General features: G+C 41.6%; 22 protein-coding genes. 3 read left to right on the top strand and 19 right to left on the bottom strand.

Features of this window, described 5'->3' with window-relative positions:
- Positions 1-81: 81 nt before the first annotated feature.
- The 14 genes from PF479_RS18120 to PF479_RS18055 form a co-directional block, all read right to left on the bottom strand.
- Complete coding sequence (locus PF479_RS18120; protein WP_298009668.1) at positions 82-942, bottom strand: ATP-binding protein; 861 nt, start codon at positions 940-942, stop codon at positions 82-84.
- The gene (locus tag PF479_RS18115) at positions 929-1,783 is read right to left on the bottom strand and encodes an ATP-binding protein (protein ID WP_298009666.1); all 855 of its coding nucleotides are present in this window, start codon (positions 1,781-1,783) and stop codon (positions 929-931) included. Before PF479_RS18115 ends, PF479_RS18120 begins: the two co-directional genes overlap by 14 nt.
- Positions 1,784-1,785: 2 nt before the next feature.
- Entirely contained in the window at positions 1,786-2,151 is a 366-nt protein-coding gene (locus PF479_RS18110; protein ID WP_298009663.1) for a NifB/NifX family molybdenum-iron cluster-binding protein, read from the bottom strand.
- A 51-nt stretch (positions 2,152-2,202) separates the two neighbouring features.
- Complete coding sequence (locus PF479_RS18105; protein ID WP_298009660.1) at positions 2,203-2,532, bottom strand: DUF5320 domain-containing protein; 330 nt, start codon at positions 2,530-2,532, stop codon at positions 2,203-2,205.
- A gap of 346 nt (positions 2,533-2,878) precedes the next feature.
- On the bottom strand, positions 2,879-3,238 hold the full coding sequence (locus PF479_RS18100; protein WP_298009657.1) for a NifB/NifX family molybdenum-iron cluster-binding protein: 360 nt from the start codon (positions 3,236-3,238) through the stop codon (positions 2,879-2,881).
- A gap of 205 nt (positions 3,239-3,443) precedes the next feature.
- Positions 3,444-4,436 (bottom strand): galactofuranose ABC transporter, permease protein YjfF, encoded by a 993-nt coding sequence (yjfF, locus tag PF479_RS18095; RefSeq protein WP_298009654.1) that lies wholly within the window; start codon positions 4,434-4,436, stop codon positions 3,444-3,446.
- On the bottom strand, positions 4,433-5,449 hold the full coding sequence (locus PF479_RS18090) for an ABC transporter permease (protein WP_298009651.1): 1,017 nt from the start codon (positions 5,447-5,449) through the stop codon (positions 4,433-4,435). The genes yjfF and PF479_RS18090 overlap by 4 nt, the downstream gene beginning before the upstream one ends.
- Positions 5,450-5,451: 2 nt before the next feature.
- Complete coding sequence (locus PF479_RS18085) at positions 5,452-6,993, bottom strand: sugar ABC transporter ATP-binding protein (RefSeq protein ID WP_298009648.1); 1,542 nt, start codon at positions 6,991-6,993, stop codon at positions 5,452-5,454.
- A 102-nt stretch (positions 6,994-7,095) separates the two neighbouring features.
- Complete coding sequence (locus tag PF479_RS18080; protein WP_298009671.1) at positions 7,096-7,848, bottom strand: ABC transporter substrate-binding protein; 753 nt, start codon at positions 7,846-7,848, stop codon at positions 7,096-7,098.
- A gap of 12 nt (positions 7,849-7,860) precedes the next feature.
- Positions 7,861-8,091 (bottom strand): hypothetical protein, encoded by a 231-nt coding sequence (locus tag PF479_RS18075; RefSeq protein ID WP_298009646.1) that lies wholly within the window; start codon positions 8,089-8,091, stop codon positions 7,861-7,863.
- 337 nt (positions 8,092-8,428) lie between these two features.
- Complete coding sequence (locus PF479_RS18070) at positions 8,429-10,018, bottom strand: response regulator (protein ID WP_298009642.1); 1,590 nt, start codon at positions 10,016-10,018, stop codon at positions 8,429-8,431.
- Positions 10,011-11,483: a sensor histidine kinase gene (locus PF479_RS18065; protein ID WP_298009640.1), complete on the bottom strand. Its 1,473-nt coding sequence runs from the start codon at positions 11,481-11,483 to the stop codon at positions 10,011-10,013. The genes PF479_RS18070 and PF479_RS18065 overlap by 8 nt, the downstream gene beginning before the upstream one ends.
- 1 nt (position 11,484) lies before the next feature.
- Entirely contained in the window at positions 11,485-12,504 is a 1,020-nt protein-coding gene (locus PF479_RS18060; RefSeq protein WP_298009638.1) for an ABC transporter substrate-binding protein, read from the bottom strand.
- A gap of 108 nt (positions 12,505-12,612) precedes the next feature.
- Positions 12,613-13,977, bottom strand: a complete 1,365-nt coding sequence (locus tag PF479_RS18055; RefSeq protein WP_298009635.1) for a hypothetical protein — start codon at positions 13,975-13,977, stop codon at positions 12,613-12,615.
- Positions 13,978-14,039: 62 nt separating this feature from the next.
- Here PF479_RS18055 and PF479_RS18050 point away from each other — a divergent pair, with 62 nt between their 5' ends.
- A complete protein-coding gene (locus tag PF479_RS18050) occupies positions 14,040-15,455 on the top strand; it encodes an HD domain-containing phosphohydrolase (RefSeq protein WP_298009632.1) in 1,416 nt (471 codons plus the stop codon).
- Here PF479_RS18050 and PF479_RS18045 read toward each other — a convergent pair.
- A complete protein-coding gene (locus tag PF479_RS18045) occupies positions 15,355-16,539 on the bottom strand; it encodes a PEGA domain-containing protein (RefSeq protein WP_298009629.1) in 1,185 nt (394 codons plus the stop codon). The genes PF479_RS18050 and PF479_RS18045 overlap by 101 nt on opposite strands.
- Positions 16,529-17,092: a hypothetical protein gene (locus tag PF479_RS18040; protein ID WP_298009627.1), complete on the bottom strand. Its 564-nt coding sequence runs from the start codon at positions 17,090-17,092 to the stop codon at positions 16,529-16,531. Before PF479_RS18040 ends, PF479_RS18045 begins: the two co-directional genes overlap by 11 nt.
- Positions 17,093-17,167: 75 nt before the next feature.
- On the opposite strand from PF479_RS18040, the gene PF479_RS18035 reads away from it, so the two are divergent.
- The gene (locus PF479_RS18035; RefSeq protein WP_298009624.1) at positions 17,168-18,340 is read left to right on the top strand and encodes a DUF2341 domain-containing protein; all 1,173 of its coding nucleotides are present in this window, start codon (positions 17,168-17,170) and stop codon (positions 18,338-18,340) included.
- 287 nt (positions 18,341-18,627) lie between these two features.
- On the opposite strand, the gene PF479_RS18030 is transcribed toward PF479_RS18035, so the two are convergent.
- The 3 genes from PF479_RS18030 to PF479_RS18020 all read right to left on the bottom strand — a co-directional run bounded on the left by PF479_RS18030 (position 18,628) and on the right by PF479_RS18020 (position 21,418).
- Positions 18,628-19,200: a flavodoxin family protein gene (locus PF479_RS18030; RefSeq protein WP_298009621.1), complete on the bottom strand. Its 573-nt coding sequence runs from the start codon at positions 19,198-19,200 to the stop codon at positions 18,628-18,630.
- 46 nt (positions 19,201-19,246) lie between these two features.
- Positions 19,247-20,242, bottom strand: a complete 996-nt coding sequence (locus PF479_RS18025) for a Gfo/Idh/MocA family oxidoreductase (protein ID WP_298009617.1) — start codon at positions 20,240-20,242, stop codon at positions 19,247-19,249.
- A 225-nt stretch (positions 20,243-20,467) separates the two neighbouring features.
- The gene (locus tag PF479_RS18020; RefSeq protein WP_298009615.1) at positions 20,468-21,418 is read right to left on the bottom strand and encodes a DUF1848 domain-containing protein; all 951 of its coding nucleotides are present in this window, start codon (positions 21,416-21,418) and stop codon (positions 20,468-20,470) included.
- A gap of 449 nt (positions 21,419-21,867) precedes the next feature.
- Here PF479_RS18020 and PF479_RS18015 point away from each other — a divergent pair.
- A partial coding sequence (locus PF479_RS18015; protein WP_298009612.1) for a hypothetical protein occupies positions 21,868-22,056 on the top strand: 189 nt, incomplete at its 3' end.

Raw genomic sequence — 22,056 nt, 5'->3', positions numbered from 1 at the left:
TTACTATGTCATATATTTTGATTTTTCTTTTTTTGAATTATTGAGATTTCAGAGACTTATATCCTGTTGAGATTCAAAGACTTATTTCTTTAGAATCCGGATAAATTCTTCGAATCCATGACTGGAGAAAAAATCCTTTTCCGCCAGTGAGGGTATTTTTTTATATGTTATGGCTTTTACCATATTTTTATAAAAAGGGAGTTTAAGGACGACAGGAGCGCCTCTTCTCTCAGACTCCTTTTCTATTTCTCTACTCATATCCTCAGAGAGATCGGATTTGTTGATAATAATATAAGCTTTCCCGGAAAATTTTTCTGTTATATCCAGAACTCTTTTCATGTCATGAATACCAGACATGGTTGGTTCTGTGACAATGATTACCCTGCCAGCTCCTGTAATAGATGATATTACATTGCAGCCAATCCCGGGTGATCCATCAATTAATACAGTTTGAAAATTCTTTTCCTCAGCGATATTCTTTGCTTCTTTTCTCACGGCTGAGACAAGTTTCCCCGATGTTTCCTCTCCTGGAATTAATCTGGCATGTACCATCGGCCCATAGTCAGTATCACCATGATAAATTGTACCCACTACAGTATCTTCCAGTATTACAGCATTCACCGGGCATACCAATTCACAGACACCGCATCCTTCACATTTCATCGGATTGAATACAAGGAATTCACTGATAGCATTAAACTTGCAGTGATTGTAGCAGAGCATACAAGCGGTGCATTTTTCAGCATCCAGTTTTGCTTTTTTTGTCCCTATGAATGTGTTGGAAGCTGTTTCAACAGGATGGAGAAGTATATGAAGGTCCGGGGCATCGACATCACAATCTGCAACGACTGCGTTTTCCAAATAAGGGAGTATCGATGCTGTTATAGACGTTTTTCCTGTGCCCCCTTTACCGGAAATCACAACAATTTCATTTATTGCCATAAAGAGCCTCCACTTTGTTCTGTATCCTTTCCCATAGAGCATAATAACTGTTGCGAATTTCTGAATTCACTTCTATTGCCAGTTTTCCAACGGCATAGGCTTGCGCGATATTTTGATCAAAGGGGAACTCTCCCATAATTTTCAGGTTTTCAGATCGACAATATTCGAATACTTCATTGTCCCCCAGTCCTGCTTTATTTATCACAACAGCAAAGGGAATCTTCATCTCTTTAAGCATTTCGACAACCATCTTCATGTCACTGACCCCAAAGGGGGTAGGTTCGGTCACAATCAAGGCATAATCGCAGCCTTCAAGAGTCGCTACAGTCGAGCATGATGTTCCTGGAGGGGAGTCTAATATGACCAGTGGATCATCTTTTGTAATCTCTTTGAGACGATTGATGATTTTCACCCCCGACAACTCACCGGTCTTTAATGAACCGTAAACAAGTTTTGTCGAGAATCGGCTGTTCCCGCTGAAGATCTTACCAATCCTTCGATATTCATAATTTATGGCATCATATTCACAGACCAGGGCACAACCGCCGCAATCATGACAAATCTCTTTCATGGGCAAGGTCATATTGCTGCTGGCTATGATGGCATTGTAGTTGCAGAAAGTTGCACATTTCCTGCAATGAATACAGTTTTCCTCATTTATTACCGGAAAACAGACTTGTACATCTTCTTCCAGATTTATTTCAGGATTCATAAAAATATGACTGTTGGGTTCTTCTACATCACAATCAATTAAAGTTGCGTCAGGGAGGAGTGCTGCCAGGTTATTGGAAACCGTGGTTTTCCCCGTCCCTCCTTTTCCGCTTAATACAGCAATTTTCATATTTATGCCTTATGCAGCCCTTTATTGCCGGGATCTTTAATACTATCCAGTGTTTTGTTCTCCCAGGCTTTGATGGCATCCTGAACAGTTGTCACAACACCTTGTTTATAGGCGGGGATCTTAAATTTATTGAGTGCTTCCAGGGCTTGCGGTCCCACTTCAGGAGCGATTAAGAGCTCAGCATGATTGTCAACGAGTTGTTGAACTGCTAAAGCACCGGCACCACCTTTGGCTTCTTTTGCACTGTTTTCTATAACGATGCTTTCGGCTGTGTCTGTATTATAAAATAAAAAAAAAGCTGTTCTTCCAAATCTCTCATCGACTCTTGATTGAAGCTCTTTCCCTGTACTGCACAATGCTAATATCATATATTTCTCCGTAGGAGACTGCCTGGGTTTTCCTCAGGCAGTCCCAATCTATTATTTTTTAATTTCTTTTAATAAGGTTTCAATGGAATCAAGGCGTGCTTTAATTTCAGTATTGTCTGATACCATATTGTCAGCACCAGAACCTGGGCCTTTTTTCATTGCTCTGCCATATCCACCGGACGCTCCGAAACCTCTTCCAAAACCGCGGCCCATTCCCATTCCGGGGCCATAACCCATCCCGGAACCAAAACCATTTCCACGTCTCATTCCCATGGGTGCTTCATTGCTTTCAAATCCCGGATTTTCACTGCCGCTGCAGGTTCCTAATCCTCTTCCTGTTTTTGCCCCTTGGTTTTCAGGACCTTTTTTATTTCCAAACATAACAATACCTCCTGCAATATTTTTATTAAGTCATTACTATTTCAGAGAATCACTGAACCCGCAAATTCGACTGCCTTAAAAAGAATTTTAAAGACACTATAATATGCATATGCACATCAATTGTAGTCGATGAAAAATAATTAGTCAAAGTTTTTTCATTTAATTAATATGTATATGCACATTATGAGTAGACTTTCATCCATAGAAAATGGCAGAATATGATTAAACCGGTTATTGCCAATGAAAAAATCCGGAAAGAATATGACTGATTAAGTTCATTAAATATATGGAAAAAGCAAAAAAAAAGAGGGAAGTTAATCCCTCTTTATAATTCTAATGGTTCAGTTTAGTGCTGGTGATCATGATCACAGGCTGAACCTGTAGAAGCCAGTTCCCCTTCCAGGTATGTTTTAAGAGTCTCTTCTATCGTACCTTTCGCACCAAGGATCACTTCGATATTCTGTTGTTTGAACAGGTTTACGGCCATGCCGCCCATACCGCCTGTAATAATTGCAGTTGCTTTCTGTGCTCCGACAAAAGCAGGAATTACACCCGGTTCATGAGCCGGCGGTGTGACGTAATCTGTTGAAATAACTTTTCCATCCTTTACGTCTGCAAAAGCAAATTCCTTTGCATGGCCAAAATGTTCTTCTACATTGATTCTGTCATTTGTCGGGAATGCGATTCTTCTATCATTTTTATCCATTATTGTCTCCCATCTTGTTAAAGTGCATATGCACATTAAATATAATACTATAATCTATAATGGTCAATAGAAAGAGGAAAGACTCGAAACCTGAATCAAAATAATAAGGACCTTACAAAGTTCAGAACCGCCACAAGGTGAAGCAGAAAGCCATTAAGCCAGTCCATGCTGTCTCAATGGCTTTCTGCTCTATAAACAGGAGAGCTTACTTCGCCGAGATTTTGACTTGTTTTCTGCCTTGTCTACTTTCAAATACGCTTTGGAGCAGACAGAAGACAAACACGAGAAAACCAATGGCAATTCTGGTCCACCAGCCGTTCAGGGTTCCCTGAAATACAATAAGGATCTGGATGGTTCCGTAAACGAGAACCCCAAAAACAGTTCCCAGCAGACCACCGACCCCTCCGGTGAGGAGGGTTCCGCCGATGACGACGGTGGCGATGGCATCCATTTCCATATTCTTACCGTTGAGGGCATATCCTGACAGGGTGTAAAAGGTAAATACAATTCCAGCCAGGGCGGCACAAAAGCTGCTTAAGGAGTAAATCATTATCTTGGAACGGGCCACAGGCAGACCCATCAGCATGGCTGAATGTTCGTTTCCCCCGATGGCAAACACAGTGCGGCCGAATTTTGTGGACCGGGAAACAAATAAACCCGCCAGCACAACAAAGAGGGCGATGACGACACTGGGTGAAATAAAACTATTCCCCATAGGAATCTTTATATTGGCGGCGCCCTTCCAGAAGGGATCAGTAATCCCTATGGTATCGATACTGATGACATAGCACAGTCCACGGGCCAGGTATAAGCCGGCCAGGGTAATGATAAAGGGCGGCAGTTCAAAGGTATGAATGATATAGCCCATACAGAAACCAAATAAGGCCCCAATTAGGAGAACCATTGGTATGACTGCAAAGGGGGACCAGTGTGCTTTCTCCAGCAGAAAGGATGACATCATGGTCGACAGGGCAAGTACAGAGCCTACGGACAAATCAATTCCTCCGGAAATAATAACAAAAGTCATACCCACGGCCAGAATCAGTAAATATGAATTGTCTATAAACAGGTTCAGGAAATTCTGCAATGAGAAGAACCCATAGAAGAAAATCGAACCGCCCCCGAACATAATCACAAAGAGTGCTATGGTGACGAAGAGAGAAATATTTTTCGGATTGATGCTTATTTTCAATTTCATTCCTGTACCGCCCTTTTTCCAAACATCTGCATAAATAGTGAACGGAACTTCCTTGATTGAAGTAAACTGACACAAATAACAACCGCGGCAATCACGATTTTTGAAATTTCAGGAGGCACACCAAAGGCATAGATTGTTGTTGTCAGAGTTTGAACAATCAAGGCTCCCACCATGCTGCCGTAGAGATAAAACTTTCCGCCATTGAGGGAGGTTCCCCCCAGGACGACCGCCAGGATGGCACTCATTTCATATCCATCCCCTGCATTGTTTCCATCGGCACTCATGACGGTGGAACAGACAACAATCCCCGCCATTCCGGCAGCAAAGGCACTGAACATATATACACCAAGAAGAATGTTTTTGGCGTTTATTCCTGTAAACCTTGCTGCGGTCCGGTTGATTCCTACCGATTCGATGAAAAGACCCAATGCGGTTCGCCGGGTTACAACTGTGGTGATGAATAAAAGGACTGCCACAATATAAATTGAAAATGGCAGGCCCAGAAAATATCCCTGGCCGATGATGGCAAATGGTCTGGCATACAACCAGATTATCATCGCGTTCGTGGTGACCATGGCAATTCCCCGGCCTGCAACCAGCAGAATCAGGGTGGCAATAATCGGCTGCATCCCCAGCCTGGAAACGAGCATTCCATTCCACGCCCCTGCCAGAACCGAAACGAGAAGAGCCGCCCCTATGGCAACAGCGAAGGGGAATTGGGGTGTTGTGCCGCTTCCAATCATCATGGCGACAACCCCGGCCGAGATCGCTACAATGGAACCGACAGAAATGTCGATCCCTTTTGTGGCGATAACCAGGGTCAGGCCAATGGCCATCAACATGATGGGAGCCGCATTCTTAATAATATCAATTAAATTTCCGTAGAGATGCCCGTCTTTGATTTCGAGACGAAAGAAATTCGGTGTAAAAAATAGGTTAAAGAGCATCAGGACTCCCAGAGCAACAAGAGGCCAGAAAATTTTCTTTTTTGTAAAGGCTGTCAGATCCACCATGTTTATTTACCTCCTGCTATTGTTCGCATAATACTGTTCTCTGTCATTTGCTCACCCAGAAGATCTGCAATCATTTCTTTGTCTTTCAGGACGGCAATTTTATTGCTGCAGCGGATAATTTCTTCAAACTCCGAGGAGATGAATATGACGCCTAATCCTTCTTTACTAAGATTCAGAATCTGCTCCATGATTTCGAGTTTGGCACCCACATCGATTCCCCGGGTAGGCTCATCGAGAATCAGGACTTGCGGATTGGTTGCCAGCCAGCGTGCCAGAAGTACTTTCTGCTGATTTCCACCACTGAGTTTTCCCACTGGAACATTGGAGCTTGGTGTTTTAATCCCCAATGATTTGATCAATTTATCAGCAATTTCCTGCTGCTGTTTTATCGAAATGTAATTGAGAATTCCCTGCTTGGCCTGAAGGGCCTGGATAATGTTTTCACGGATCGTCAGTTCGGCAAAAATGCCTTCATTTTTTCGATCTTCAGAACAAAAACCAATGCCTTCCATCAAGGCGTGTTTAGGGGAGGCTATGTTGCATTTTTTTTCATCCATGAAAATGGTTCCCTGGTCAGGAGTATTAATTCCAAAAATAAGCCTTACCGCTTCGGTTCTGCCCGAACCTAATAGACCTGCAAGGCCCAGAACGTCACCCTTGTTCAGCTCTAAACTGAAGGGGGCGATGTCACCCTGAAGGCCCAAATCTTTGACCTGTAGCAGATGATTATTTTCGTTTGAGTAAAATGTATTTTCATTCCCTGAAGAATCGTCTTTGGTTGATTTATTTTTGGCGGAATAACTGAATTCCGAGAGTTCCTTACCCAGCATTTTTGTGATCAATTCCAGCTTTGGAAGATTTTCGGTCTTATATTCTCCCACAAATAATCCGTCTTTCAGAATTGTGATTCTATCGGAGATCTGATAGGTCTGATCCAGGAAATGGGTAATAAAGAGGATCGCCATTCCTTCATCCCGTAATTTTCTGATGACCTTGAAAAGCTGTTCCACTTCACTTTCATCCAGGCTCGATGTTGGTTCATCCAGTATCAGGACCCTGGCTGTTGAATCGAGGACACGGGCAATGGCCACCATTTGCTGGAGAGCGATGGAGCATGAGGAGAGAATTTGAGTGACATCTATATTTATATTTAAACGGGACAGAACTTCCTGAGCCATCCGGTTCATTTCTTTTCCATTGATCATTCCGAATTTCATTGGTTCTTTACCAATAAAAATATTCTCTGCTACTGTTAAATTCAGGCAGAGATTGACTACCTGATAAACGGTGTTTATTCCCAATTTTTGTGCTGCCAGAGGAGAATCCGGTTTGATTTGTTTCCCTTCCAGTAAAACTTCTCCCGAATCCTGTTTGTAGACACCGGTCAAAACATTGACCAGTGTTGATTTTCCTGCTCCGTTCTGCCCCATAACTGCATGGACTTCTCCTGTAAAAAGGCGAAAGTCAACATCAGATAAAGCTATTACTCCGGGAAAAACTTTGTGTATTTTTTTCATCTCCAAGATCGGAGTTCGATCGGACATTCCCATACCTCCTGGTACTATTCTATGGATACATAGCTTTGAAAAAAATCACCCCGCAGGACGGGGTGAAATATCATATCAGCAAATATTCAAGAGCTGATCTTAATATACCCGGCTTGGTAATGCAGCGGCGGCATTCGTCTGATCGTATATACCTTCTTTTGTCCAGATTCTTCCAGGAAGTGTTTTTCCATCACGAAGATCACGAACAGCCTGAACGGCTTGAGGGCCGAGGAGGGGGCTGCACTCGATGGAGGCATTCATTTCTCCGGCAACCATGGCTTCAAAGGCACCTTTGACTGCATCAACACCAACAATGATGATGTCTTTACCAGGTTTTAAACCGGCTTCTTTGATTGCCTGAATGGCACCAAGAGCCATACCATCATTATGAGCATACAGAACCTGAATACCCTTATCAGCTTTCAAGAAAGCTTCCATAACGGCTTTACCTTCAGAAGTCGTAAAGTTTCCTGTCTGTGAACGGGTAATTTCCCAGTTTGGATGATCTTTCATAGCATTGGCAAAACCGGTTTTTCTGTCGATAGCAGGAGCTGAACCGGTGGTTCCCTGGAGTTCAACAATATTGATGGGTTTTGTACCATCGTCGATACCCTGTGCTTTCAGATAGTCAGCAAGCCATTTTCCAGCTTTCTCACCCTCTTCAACAAAGTTTGAACCCATGATAGTCAGTCTCAGGTGACGGTCGGCTTCCTGAACATCACGGTCGATCATAATAACAGGAATTCCTGCATCCTGTGCTTCCTGGAGAACAGGGCCATATCCGGTTTCTACCAGAGCTGTGAATAGAATACAATCCACTTTTCGGGCAACAAATGTGCGCAAGGCTTTGATCTGATTTTCCTGTTACTGCTGTGCATCAGAGTAAATCAAGATAAAACTGGGATCATCATTGAAAGTATTCTGAACTGAAATTGTATTGGCAGTTCGCCATTCACTCTCAGAACCGATTTGTGAAAAACCAACGACCCACTTTTTTTCTCCATCCGCTGCGGCTGCAGGGGCATCTGAAGTCCCATTGGCATAGGCAGACATTGCCATCGATACTATGAACAAAAATAGTAATCCTTTTTTCATAAAACACTCCTATATTTTTTTACGACACATTCTCTCGCCCGGCACAAGCCGGTATGGAAAAGGTCGGATTACACCATATGAAATTCATATGCATTATAGATTTTAGTGTTCATTTATAATCAGAAGACAGGCAGGAAAGCAGATTGAAACAGGATCATAAATAATGAACTCAATGCAGGATCCCTTATGCACCGTGAGTAGATCTTAAGCCCCCCGTATCCACAAGTACATGAGATAAATTACGGAGTTTTGTTCATTTTTCTACATGATGGGAGGGGGAGGAGCTTCAATTTCTATAAGTGGAAGATTTTTTACGGGAAAGGTGTGTTTTTATCCGTTAAATTTTCTGGTCTCTGGCGGATCTAAAATCACGGGGAGTCCTGCCAGTATTTTTTTTAAAGATAAAACTAAAATAATGGGGGTCTCCAAAGCCTGATTCATAGGCAATGTCGGCGCTTCTCATTTTTGTTGTCAGTAAAAGATGTTTTGATCGTGAGATACGCACATGAGTGAGATACTCAATAAAGGTTTCCCCTGTTTTCTGTGAAAATATTGTACTGAAATGATTTGGACTGACACTCACTTCAGAAGCCACTGAATGGAGTGATATATCCTGGTCGGCAAAATGATTGTCAATATAGGTTTTAGCTTTCTGAATCATTGAATGATACTTGCCGGTTACCCTGGACTCCCGGAATTCAATTACTTTTTCGAGTATCATCCGCCCTTCATTGCAAAACATCTCTTTAGAGCCGCCAATTTCTGCCAGTTTTGCTTTTTGCGACAGTGAGGGAATCACATCCTGGATCTCGCCACCCAGCTCCTGTATGATCTTTGACGCAGCAATGATCAGATCTCCCAGCAGATAATAACTGAACATGGTCGACTGGATCGTCTGATCACCTATCAGTTCTATATAATGGGTAATTATGTCATCAATATCGACCCGCCTGGCGTATCGCATCCGTTCTGCTATGGGATCACCATCCAGACGGAGAAAATCTATTTCCGAAAACGAGTCCAGGTCTTTTATTCCGATAATCAGTTTCTGGCCGGTTCTTGCCACGTATTTGAGACTCTGCTCTGCGTCTGCGAAGGATTGGGAGATACCGCCGATACGCTCAACAACGGAACCGATACCAATGGAGACAACACAACTGGTCGTTCTTTCAACTTCATATTTTATGGCCTGACCCAGAGTGTAGGCTGTCTCTTCCAGTGGTTCATGGGATATATTCCTTAGAATGAGTATGATTGTCTCTCTGCTCCGTGAAAAGCAGATGACATCGGGATGACTTTCAAGGAGGGCATTGATTTTCAATCTCACCGTGATCAGTTCAGAAGAGGTCTCGGCGGAAGTCTTCAATGCAATGATTTCTATTAGATAGTTGTGTGCAATGAGATCAATATTCATTTCATTTGCTTTTTCAATGGCATCTTCGGATTTTACAATTCCCGTTACCAAATCACAAAGCCAGCGATCCCTCAGAATATCCGAATGGGAGTGAACCTGCTTTTTAAGATTTTCAAGACTCGTCAGGTTTGCCTTTTCCTGTTCTATGATCCGGGTGACCTTATCCAGAGACGCCATAAGATCTGAGGCGGAGACCGGTTTTAACAGGTATTCTTCCACACCGATTGAAATGGCTTCCCGGGCATACTTAAATTCATCATGGCCGGATATGATAATGATTTTAACCCAGGGCAGTATTTTTTTAATGATCCTTGATAGGGTGAGTCCATCCATAAAGGGTGTTTTTATATCAGTGACCAGGATATCCGGTTTTATGTCTTTCATTATGGAGAGAGCCATTTCCCCATCGGCCGCTTCCCCCGACAGGACATATTGAGTCTGGTCCCACTGAATGCTGTTTCGTATACCCTCACGGACCACGATTTCATCTTCTACCAGAAAAACCTTATACATTGACTTCAACCTCTGGAACCCTGAATGATACGGTGGTTCCTTTTTTGTAATGACTCAGGATTTCCAATTTTGTATTCCGGTTGTAATACAGTTCAAGCCTTCTGTTCACATTATACAATCCATAGACATTACTGAGTGAGGCTGGATCTACGACTCCATCAATCTGCTGGGTAATCTCTTTTAAATGCTCTTCTGTCATGCCGATACCGTTATCCTCCACAGAAAAACATAAAAATCCCTCTTCTTTCCAACCCCGGACAGACAGGAACCCGCGGCCCCGTTTATTTTTTATACCATGATACAAAGCGTTTTCCACCAGGGGTTGTAAAAGTAACTTCAGGACCGGTTTTTCAGCCATCTCCTTTTGAAAGTCGATCTTGTAATCCAGAATATCTCTGTACCGAATTTTCTGTATTGTGAGGTAACTTTGAATATGTTCAAACTCTTCTTCTACAGTCAGCCAGTCTTTACCGCGGTTGAGGGAAATTCTGAAGAAATTTGAAAAGGCCCGGGTTATATCGATAACCTGTTCATTCTTCTGCCCTTCGGCAAGCCAGATGATGGTGTCGAAGGTATTGTAAAGAAAATGCGGCGTTATCTGTGCCTGTAAGGCCTTCATTTCCGACTTTTGCAAATTCTGCTGTTCCTCTATATTGGCGGCAATTAACTCCTGTATTTTAGCCGCCATAATATTCAAATTCTCGGTCAGGTTATCAAGTTCCGTTACATGGGGAAGATCGGCCCGGGCCGAGAGGTTTCCTTCTGCAATCTTTGCAGACAGTTCTTCAAGCACCTTGATGGGTCTATTGATGCTTTCCGAAACAGAGCGCTGGGCGAGGATCACGAAAGCGGTCACGATTAAAAGGATGAGGATCTGCAGGGCCATCAGAATCATGGCCGTTCTTTTAATACTTTCATTGGTCCGGGTTGCCGATTCAATTTCAAGCACAATAAAATCCTGAAGAATATCCGAGACCAGTGCGGAGACACCGCGGATTTCATCCAGTATTTTTTCGTTTTCACTGACGGGTGACCGGTCTTCCATCTGAGTTCCCAGGCGGTCGACATTCCGCTTCAGAGTATCTACGGCCCGGCCGGCCACCTCCAGCATCTGTCTGTTTTTGGTGACAGCGGTGGTCCGCATGATTTCTTTAAGGCTGGCATTGATGGAATCTATGACTTCGTATTGATTTCCCTGGTTGAATTTCTTGTTACCGGCAACAATGTCCCAGATTTCATCAGAAACATCCGTTTTTACACTCTGGTTCAGACTGTTTGTTTTGCTTACATTGGTAATGATCTGATCGTAACGTACGATTTGAAACAGAAAGGAAGCGATATTGATAATCGGCGGGATTATCATTAATCCGATGATGATGAGATAGGATATTCTAATTTTCTGCCGGATGCTGTATCCGTTTAATACCGAAAAGATTCCTTCGAATCTCGAGAATATCTTATGCAAGTTAATACCCGCGGGGTTCTAGAATAGAAAGATCATCGGTTTCGTAAAAAACCTGTTCATCCACATGCTGGAGACGGGGAATTCTCTCTCCTGCTACCAGTCTCTGCACCAGATCCATGATTTCCGGCCCCATTTTCGGATTGCACTCTATGACAAAATTCACTTTTCCCAGACGAAGAGCATCAATGGCCGCCTGCTCGGCATCTATTGTGACAATGACAATATCTTTGCCCGGTTTGATCCCCTTTTCAGTCATGGCATCGATGATCCCCAGGGTCATTCCATCATTGTGAGAAAAGACAACATCAATATTTTTGTATTTCCCAAGAATGGAATGCATCAGCTCATAGCCTTTGGAGCGAAGGAAATCTCCCGATTCGCTATGAATAATGTTAAATTGAGGATATTCGTCTAAAACCTCACGAAAACCAGCGGCTCTTCCTGTGGCAACAGAAGATCCTTCTGTTCCTGATAATTCTACTATATTGATGGGTTTAAACTCTTTCCCCGACTCTCCCGGCTTAATGCCAAACTTCTTAATAAGAAAGAGGGCTGCGTTTCTTCCTTCTTCCAGACTGTCTGTACCGATAAAACCAGCATAAAGGCTGTTATCTGCCGTATTTATTTTCCTGTCGGTAATCAGCACAGGAATGCCCGCATCTTTGGCTTCCCGGAGTACGTTATCCCAGCCATCGGCTACAATCGGAACAAAGGCTATCACATCCACCAGATAGGCAATAAAAGAACGAATCGCCTTAATCTGATTTTCCTGCTTTTGCTCGGCATTGGCAAATACCAATTGGACACCACTTTCCAGTGCCGCTTCCTTGACCGACCGGGTGTTGCATTTTCTCCAGGCACTTTCTTCCCCTATTTGAGAAAAACCGAGAATGATACCCGCCTGTTCGGGCAGAGTATTTTTCTTTTCTTTTGAACCTTTGCATGAATTTCCAAAGGATAGGGTCAGAAAGATCAGCAGCAGGAGTCGTATTGTGTTTTTTAGTTTCGGAAGATTTTTCATGGATACCTTATGACTCTCATTTGAGTGTACTTATTATACATCGTCATGATAGAAACACAAGGAAAATCAGGATTGTGCCGGCTGTTCTGATTTTTCGGCTAATCAGACTTAAGAGCTTGATATCATGAATACCAGGTCTTTTGAAATTCTGAAAACATATCGTTCTTTCCTTGCTGTTATGATTCCAGTGGCAGTTGAATCACTGACCGATTCAATGGTTCCCTGTGCGACTATGGTTTCGGATCCATTCAGATCAAGATTCTTGATTATAAACTTATCTCCATTTGAAACCTTTTCCTTAGTCAAAAGTTTGACAACGATCTGAGCATCTTCTAAGGATTGGACAACGCCAAGTAGAAACTTTTCAGATATCGGAACCTGAGTTATGGCATAAACCTCAGGTTTCGGGGGAGTCGGATTTTCAATGATTGGCTTTTCTTCTGTTTCAACCTTCGGCTGCTCCAATTTCAGCTGTTCAAACTTTCTGATTTCTTCAGCGGCCAGGTCCATAAAAGGGATTAAAGCCAGTCCTTTTCTATAATATTCAATTGCTGTTCCATTGTTTCCAAGCAGAGTCTGGTTGTGAGCATTTTTGATCAGTCTCTCTGCTTCTGATAAGCTACCGGATATTTGATCAACTATGACCTCATCCCCGTTGTTTTTTAACAGGATGTAATCTTTCATTAAATCTGCGATATCCAGATACAGAGTTTCCTGTTTTATAGATTGATTCAAACCATCAGAAAAATTTCCTTTCAGAATGGTCTCTAACGATTGCAGACCGAGTCGGGCGTTTTCATAATTTCCATATTGAATACTCTCTATTACCAGGCTATACAATCCAACTATTTGATTTGTCAGAATAGTTTCCCGTTGTTGCAGACTCTGATATTGAGTTAATTTTTTTAATGCTTTGGACGACTCATCATTATTTATTGAATTATTTAAAAGAACTATTTCATTTTTCGTTTTATCTATCTGCTCTTGAGCAATCTGCTTATCCTTCGTTATTTTCAGAATTTCCTGTTGTATTTCATCTTTAGTCAAAGCCTTAAATTCTGAAAGTCCTTCATTTTCAGAGTCCATAAGACTATTATTCTGGCCTGATATCAGGCTCTGCAGATAGTTTATTGTTCTATCATAATCACTGACTTTCTGTTTGTAGAAAGAGACTTCTTCAGTTTTCTGCGTAATCGTATTTTCAGCTTCATTTCTAAATGTATTTAGGAGAGAGTCATTCCTTTGAGGGGTTATTTCCACTGGACCAGTTTTGTTTAATTGAGAATTGTTTATTATATAACCACCTATGATATAAAAAAGAAGAAGAATAATTGCTGTAAATATCCAGATTAATACAGGCAGACCGACACCGGAATGGTTGGGAAGGAATTTCGGCCTTTCAGGTTCATTTGAGGTACTGATCAGTTCCTGTTCAAGTTCTTTAATGACTGTTTTTTTAATTTGGAGAGCCAATTGGATAATTCCTATTCATTCAGTATAATTGATTTCTACTTCCCTTACAAAGTGAGGTTTCGTTGATTGAAGAAAAATTTAAAAAAAATGGATTAAGTCTCAGGTTTAAGATACTTCTCATCATTATTCCTATTTTAGTGATCTCCCTCATTGTCAGTAATCAAATTGCCTATTGGTTTTTTTATAAAGCCATAGAAAATAATGGAAATGAATTTACTCTTTATAAGAGTGATCAACTCGAAAAATACATAATTGGACAATGGCAGATTCTTGATGAGAATCAATTTCTGGAAGAAGAAATATATATTCAGGCCAGTATTCAATCTATCTCCTTATATATGATGGACCTCATTCATTCCGATGATGAAATCATTCTATTTTTTGATAATAAATATAATTTATTGTTTTCAAGTTCTGATTTGGACCTGCAGCCAGAGGAATCTACAGCGCTCAATCGTGCCACTGATGCGGGAAAATCTCAGTGGATAGATTTGTCTCTCCAGGGAGAACAATGGATTGGCCGAACCTTTTCATTTCCCTCTATGGAATGGCAATTTTTCATTTTAGAAAGGAAAAGTGCTTTTTATACTGAAATCGGGAAGCTGGCAACCATAGAAAACTGGTTGATTTTTATTATCATTTGTATGGCTTCAATCATTGTCTCTCTCTTTCTTCGGACACTCCTGAATCCTCTGGAACGTATAACAAAAGGAATCCAATCTATAGCAAGAACACGGAACTTTGAAGAAAAAGTAAGTGTTGAATATTCTGATGAAATCGGACTGCTGGCATATGAGTTCAACAATATGACTTCATCATTGAATCATATGTATAAACGATTACAATTAGTGATACAGGCCGAAGAAGATTCAAAACATGAAGTCATTCTGAGAGAGTTTGAAGCTCTGAATACTCTCAGTCTTGCTGCAGAATACAGGGACCCCGAAACGAGGGCTCATACGGTCCGTGTCGCAGAAATGGCGGCTCTTTTTTCAAGACTTCTCGGGCATGATGAAGAGACACAGTCTCTCTACCTTCAGGTTTCGGCTCTTCATGATCTGGGGAAACTGGCGATACCTGATAATATTCTGTTAAAGCCGGGTGCTCTTTCTGTAGAAGAATTCGATGTTATAAAAACCCATACAGTCAGTGGTTATAATATTCTGAAAGACTGCAGTAGTAAATTTCTGGTAAAGGGAGCGGAAATTGCCTTGTATCATCATGAAAAATATGACGGATCGGGATACCCTGAAGGCTTGATTGGTGAGGAAATTCCAATCTCAGGCCGTATTATCTGTGTTATTGATGTATTTGATGCACTGACTTCCAAACGATCCTATAAAGAAGCGTGGCCTATTCATAAAGCCGTTAGTTTGCTCATTCAAGAGAAGGGAAAGCATTTTGATCCTCAACTGATTGATTTGTTTCTGTCTCATCAAGACTCATTTGTGGAGATTCTGAAGACGCATCAGGATTAACAGGATCTGTTGGATTTGTATCCGGACTTATTGCATTTCTCTTTTCTTTCTGTAATTTTAGAATCTCATTGTATCTGTTCTGAACAATTTCAGGAGTGATAGACTCGTCAACATTGAGAATTTGGTCAAGCCTGGTCAGAGCAAGTGTAAATTCTGAATTATGCAGACTGATTTCTGCTAGATTCCAAAAACATCCATCGTAGAGCTCTGCCAGAGGCATTTTATTTATAATTGTCAAAAAATCTTTTTCCGCCAGGTCTTCCCGGCTGAGAATCATATGTATTTGTCCCCTTTTGTATAAGGCAAGGGGATGAAAAATAGTGTTCCTGTAGTTTGAGATAATTGTTACATAATCATTAAGAGCAGAAGTGAAATCTCCTGACTGTAATTTTTCCCCTGCGGAATCATACAATTCCCTGGCATTTTTATTATTTTCCTTATCGGTTGTGATCCTTTCTGCAGCAAGGGTAATGTATTTGCTTTTATGGATATGGAGGATCGAATCCAGGCCAACCATAAGAGCATTCAATATGTATGTCCCAATGACGAAGGGTGATAAGCTCGCCCTGCTGTAATGCGGATTCTGCAGCTCGTTAACAGTCAGTGCCGCAGAGAAACTTGCCATAAGGGGTATGCTGATATTCAATCCGCTGATGAGTGCCTGTCGGGGGTATTTCGGCGTCAGTTCTATTCCATTTGCTCCCCGTATAATGCTGTATTGACCATAGGGTATGGACATTAATTTTTCCTTTGAATCTGCTGCCTGTTGAGTGTCGGGGATTGACAAATTTACGTAGCGGGAAATCAGAGAAACGGTCAGTTCCTGTGGGGTGTCTGAAACAAGTTCTATTGTCCGTGACATGTCCTCATACCCCTCAAGAATAAAATTGAGAGAATGATCCCCCTTTTCCATGCCTTTAATCAGGAGAGGGCTAGTACCATGGGATAGTCCATCAACTTCTACCACTGCTCCTGGAGGCATGGTCAGTATGAAGAGGGCTGTCTCCGCATATAATGAGCTTATATGAAGCAGATATATGACAATAAATATAAATACATTTTTATTTAACACACTAAAAAACATAACCGGTTCTGTTCCTGTAAGCAAGGAAATTGATTGGTTGATCATCCAGATAGAGTGTATAAAAAAAACCAAAAGAAAAGAGAATTTTCATTTCTGAAAACAGTATGAATTCCACTCCTCCTGACAAAACAGGACGCGACCCCTGATAATCCTTTCCCTCATAGGTAAAACGGCGAATATACTGACCATATTTCAATACAGGAAAAATACCGATAGATGCTTCCCTATGAAGTGAAACTTGATATCCATAGCCAATTGAGAGACTCGGAACAAGCATCAGAGAGGTCTCATATCCATCGTCTAAGGGAGGAAACCCATAACTGTTCACATCTACTCCCAGGAGTACAGGGAAACGGGGAGGACCGGTAAACTGATAAAAAAGACCGATACCGGCTGGAATCCCATAAGGTGAATCATTATTCAATTCTTTAAGAAACCCCAACTCCAGCCCTATGGCATGGTGGAGATTTTTTCCATCATCACTCGGTGCCGCTTCAATTGTTTTGAGAATGACTAGAGATATAATACATAAAAGATATAATTTTTTATTCAATTTTTTTAAGGATTACTAATTTAGTTGTAATATATTTCATATTTTTATTATATTATAATCAGGTGGGATTTCATATTGTTTAAAATTTTTCTACATTATGTATTCTTTTTAGTAGTGTTTATCCTCCTGGCTGCGTGTTCTGATCCTGGAGCCTGGGATCTTCTTAATCAGGTGGATGCGGCTTTGTCAGATTCACCTTTAGATACTGATGCTCCAATCCAGACACCCCTTACGGGCGAAGGCTGGAGAAACAGGAAAAAGCTCACGATCAATCATGCCAGCTCAACAGAGACTCTGTCTGACTTTCCTATTATGGTTGTTCTTAATTCTTCCCGAATAAATTACGGTCAATTGAAGACTGACGGATCCGATCTGGCTTTCTTTTCATCTGATCTTTTGAGTGAATATGCCTATGAGATTGATGATACCTGGAATTCTGGAGGGGAGACCATACTCTGGGTGAAGATTCCCAGCCTTCCCGCTGGAGGCAGCACTGGAATATGGATGTATTACGGCAATGATACAGAAACAGGGTTGCTAGATTCTTCTCAGGTATGGAATTCCGACTATCAGGCCGTATGGCATCTGAATGCACCCTCCCCCCAGTACACAGACAGCTCGGGTAAGGGCCATCATGGATTGTCCAATCCTCCGACAAATCCTACCTCAATCCCTGGTTTTATCGGTGACGGAGCATCTTTTGACAATGGTCCGGATCGAATTGCCGTAACGACAACGCCGGCTATCAGTAATCTCGGGCCGGTGACCTATACCGGCTGGTTTTTCAATACCGGTGTTTCGGGAGACAATCTCTTCTCAAAGGGAGCATTGAGGGTCTATGGTAACTCTTCAGATTCCCATGTCAAATTGGAATACGCCAAAAGCATAATCATATCCCCTATTTCTTATGAAGAGGAGGAAGGCCTGTTAACTGCAAGTCACTGGGTTTTTCTGGCAATCACCTGGGATGGAGCACAGACCGTAGCGACAACTCTACTGAGTTATAAAGATGGAAATCAGTATGTTGGCTCTATAATCGTCAGCAATGGAGCAGGGACCATAAATTCAGATGCTCCCGATGATTTTTACCTGGGTTATTCTGGCGCTGTTTTGGAAGAGAGTCTTCTTCATACAATGGATGAGTTTAGAATATCCAATGTTATCCGCTCAGATGACTGGATTAAAATCCAGTATCTGTCTCAGACTGATTCTCTTCTCATATACGGATTGGCAGAAGTATTGGAATGAATCATGCAGACTCCATTTTGGAAAACAATCCTGATAATATGGCCTCACTGTTCAATTGACGTTCTTCATGCCGACAATCATTCATGGAATATAGGATTTCTCAGTGGGTGGATTATTACAAGAACCACCAGTATCACTAAGCTCTGCACAAATGTTGCATATAAATTTAAAGAGGTTGTCAAATACTGTAGCTGTTGTATAAATGAAACACAGAATTCCCCGGAATTGCAATAATGAGAACTAACACCTGGCTGGGCGTTTCCCTTTACATCTATCTTTTCATCATTTTATACAGGATTCATTCTTATCAGGTTGGTCATTAAATTCTTTATGGTCTGCAGTCCAATGTCATCGGTTTCGGCATTGCCTACAATTGTACCGCCGGCATGACAATAGGGAAAACCGTCGCTGATGACCTTGATATTCTGTTGTAATAAAAATGTATGAATATTCTGCAATGTTGTCTCCTGACCACCATTTCTAAATCCACCGCAGGCAATCCCGCATCCCATCTTTCCGGATAATTCATAGGATTTGTCTCTATTGGATCTGAAGGCAACACATCTATCCATAAAGACTTTTACATGACCCGAGACCATTCCCATATAAACAGGTGAACCGATTACAATGGCATCACACCATCTGATTATTTCATAAATTTCATCCATGTCATCAGATAATTCGCATCTACTGTTCTTTGCACAACTAAAACAACCCTGACAGGGATTAATCGTCTTGTTTGCCAAAGAAATATATTTTGTGACAATTTTTGAATCAGTCAGCTGATCTAATGCGTATTGAACAGAATAGGCCGTATTTCCATTGATATGCGGACTTCCAGAGATACCCAGTATGTTCATAAAAATTTTCTCCCATAAAAGTTTGTAATGTTAAGTGTCAATATCCTTACAGAGCAGGTTCCTGCCAACTCTGTTTTCGGGATTGTACTCTTGTTCCCGTCTGGACAGCCTCATCCATGAGGATTGAAATATAGGCATCCTGAAGGGCGGCAGAGAGGGGGTAGAACTCGATGCCTCTGTCTATGTAATCTTTCATCCCGATAAGACATTTCCTGATGGCTGTCTCATCCTCTGGAAGAAAGGGGTCCCGTTGGTATGTAATCTTTCTCGTGACGGCCTTCTGTTGATCATCCAGATATCGAATTGTTAAGTCGTCTATCTCCCCTCGGGAGCCCTGAATCATCAGATGCCTTGTCCGAATCAATGAGTGATACTGGACGCCGCTGAAATTATAGAAGACATTTTTGCCATTCTCAAACTCGATTGTCAGGATACTTGTCTCCTTCTCGGCGACTCTTCCGTCAGTGATGATTCCTTCTCTTGAATCTGTCTCAGTGATGGGATAGGAGTAGGATTTTCCAAATACAGTGAACTGTTCATTCTGCAGACCCAGTAGCAGACGGGCCAGGCTGGCACTGTGATAGCCATGGACACAGGAGATAAACACATTCTGCCTGTCTCCCAGTGTCCTGCATTCTCTGATAATCTCAGAGTAGCGGGGATAAAATTGATACTGTTCGGCTATTTGGAGTTTTCCTCCCTTCTGTGTCTGCGCCTTCCATAAGGCGTTTAATTCCTCCACAGATATGCCCGCCGGTGTTTCGGCAAGCACGGGAATCCCCCGATCAAGATACTCCAGCGAGACCTTGCAGATATCGGAGTTCCCGACGGCAATGACAACGAATTGAGGCCTGGTGGATAATAGATCCTCTTTGGATGTGGTGCATACCATTCCGAAGTCTTCCCGGAATAGCCGCTTTTTCTCTTCTGATCTGACCAGCATGGAACAGACTTCAAACTGATCCTGATGGGCGGCAGCAATCCGTAAAAAAAACTTTGACCGCCAACCCGAGCCCACTATTGCAAAGCGTATCTTTTCCATCGCATCTTCTCCCTTTGGTATTCAACTTTTCAAGTCCTTAAAGTCTTGCCTCCCACCAGGAGGCATTGAGAACAACAGCAATCAAATATAACTTGCCATATAAAGCTGTATATAACAATAATATTATTAGTGGACATCTTTCTATCATCAGTACTGGTTCGAAGAGGAAATTACGGCAAAAAAAATCATTATTGTTTACTATGGTGATTCTGTTTCTAAAGGCTTTCACATAAGCTCCTGCTGATTTTCATTTTCCACGATAAGTGACTTTGATTTCCTATATTTTGAAATCACTTCATCTCCCTTCAATCTGTCACATAAGAGGGGAGAGTGGGGATCATACTGTTCAATATTCTTTCTCACGGCGTCTCTACCGCAGTTTGCATAACAGTACCGGCAAAAATGCTGACATGTATTGTATGATCCGATGTCCCGGCTTTCCACACAGCCGCATACCTCCCGCTGGGAAGGGTCTTTCTTCACTCTTATCTTTCTGCCGGTGACTTTTTCAATAAGATCATCATCGATGCATTTGCTATGAGATATATTGTACCGGGATAAATCAAATTTATGAGCACAGCTGGACATCCTCATACCATATTGACGGGAAATGGAGCTTAGTCTATCGGCTATGATTTCTATGTCAGAGAACTCGGGGGTCATGACATCCAGACGTCTCATATTACTTTCGATTTTTTTATACTGATCCAGAAAACTGATGACACATTCCTGAGTATACCCTGCCAGGGTCTTCGCCAGATACTCATATCCCTTTGAATGATAGGCCAGATCATATCGGGAACTGAGGATGATGGGATCATATCGCCAGATCACTCTTTCAGGTCCGATTCTGTTTGAGAGTTGTTGAAAGGTCTGGATGATCTTCTTTTTGTAATCCACATTCTCTTCGATTCCCTTGTCATAGGAATTGAGGGTGAATAAGAAATAGTATTTGTACCCCAGGGAATCGATTTGATCCAAATATTGAAGAAAATCTGAGGGATTCTTGGTCCAGAAGACGATACAGTCCACATTCTCAGGTGACAATGGAATAACCGTGACTTGTCTGGCATTCATAGGATTGCGAACCATTACTTCAGCTGTTGTCAGGCGGTTTATGAACCATTCTCCATAGAATGCAGGAATATCTGTCCGTCTGCTCACACTTAATATCATAGTAACCTTCCCTCCCATGGAATGCTGAAATCACATATATCTTACCATTTATAGAGTATGGGGTAGGGCCTTTGGACCCATACAGTGTACTAAGATATTAAAATATGCTACTATACGAACTGCACCGGTAATGTGAAGTAATACAAGCCAGTATTCGATTTGTGAGGTTGACGATGCACAGCAGTGTCAATTCAAACAATCGGAGTTCCAATGCACGGATACTCAAATGATGAAAACCTGTATGAAAAATATTTATTTTAGAACTGTGGTCTGTTCCGGGTCTTTTATTTATTTTGAATCAATTTCAAGGAATTAAAGGGCAATGAACTATAGTATATTATATGCTATAATGCGAGTCGTAATGGCGAAACTTAGGCACTCTAATTCTATTGGAATTTAAAAATCTAATAGAATTAGAGTGCCTTTTTTTTATTTTCAAGGAGAAAAGAATGACGAACCTGATAAGAGATAAGTTAAATGATAATGAAGTTTCTGATGAAGTATTATTAAAATGGAAAGTTTGGAAGTGGCAGTTAAAAAATTCGATCTCTACGATTGAGGGTGTTGAAAAAATACTCGAAATTAAACATGCAGATGAAAAACGAAAGCAGATTGAAGAAACAATCGATAAATTTCCT

The sequence above is a fragment of the Oceanispirochaeta sp. genome (assembly GCF_027859075.1).
GTDB lineage: Bacteria > Spirochaetota > Spirochaetia > DSM-2461 > DSM-2461 > Oceanispirochaeta.
This window is presented reverse-complemented; position numbering and strand designations above follow the sequence as displayed.

Coding starts and splice junctions, on each gene's coding strand:
- PF479_RS18120 (WP_298009668.1), bottom strand. CDS start 942: ATGGCAATAAATGAAATTGTTGTGATTTCCGGTAAAGGGGGCACAGGA.
- PF479_RS18115 (WP_298009666.1), bottom strand. CDS start 1,783: ATGAAAATTGCTGTATTAAGCGGAAAAGGAGGGACGGGGAAAACCACG.
- PF479_RS18110 (WP_298009663.1), bottom strand. CDS start 2,151: ATGATATTAGCATTGTGCAGTACAGGGAAAGAGCTTCAATCAAGAGTC.
- PF479_RS18105 (WP_298009660.1), bottom strand. CDS start 2,532: ATGTTTGGAAATAAAAAAGGTCCTGAAAACCAAGGGGCAAAAACAGGA.
- PF479_RS18100 (WP_298009657.1), bottom strand. CDS start 3,238: ATGGATAAAAATGATAGAAGAATCGCATTCCCGACAAATGACAGAATC.
- yjfF (WP_298009654.1), bottom strand. CDS start 4,436: ATGAAATTGAAAATAAGCATCAATCCGAAAAATATTTCTCTCTTCGTC.
- PF479_RS18090 (WP_298009651.1), bottom strand. CDS start 5,449: ATGGTGGATCTGACAGCCTTTACAAAAAAGAAAATTTTCTGGCCTCTT.
- PF479_RS18085 (WP_298009648.1), bottom strand. CDS start 6,993: ATGTCCGATCGAACTCCGATCTTGGAGATGAAAAAAATACACAAAGTT.
- PF479_RS18075 (WP_298009646.1), bottom strand. CDS start 8,091: ATGAAAAAAGGATTACTATTTTTGTTCATAGTATCGATGGCAATGTCT.
- PF479_RS18070 (WP_298009642.1), bottom strand. CDS start 10,018: ATGTATAAGGTTTTTCTGGTAGAAGATGAAATCGTGGTCCGTGAGGGT.
- PF479_RS18060 (WP_298009638.1), bottom strand. CDS start 12,504: ATGAAAAATCTTCCGAAACTAAAAAACACAATACGACTCCTGCTGCTG.
- PF479_RS18045 (WP_298009629.1), bottom strand. CDS start 16,539: ATGTTTTTTAGTGTGTTAAATAAAAATGTATTTATATTTATTGTCATA.
- PF479_RS18030 (WP_298009621.1), bottom strand. CDS start 19,200: ATGAACATACTGGGTATCTCTGGAAGTCCGCATATCAATGGAAATACG.
- PF479_RS18025 (WP_298009617.1), bottom strand. CDS start 20,242: ATGGAAAAGATACGCTTTGCAATAGTGGGCTCGGGTTGGCGGTCAAAG.
- PF479_RS18020 (WP_298009615.1), bottom strand. CDS start 21,418: ATGATATTAAGTGTGAGCAGACGGACAGATATTCCTGCATTCTATGGA.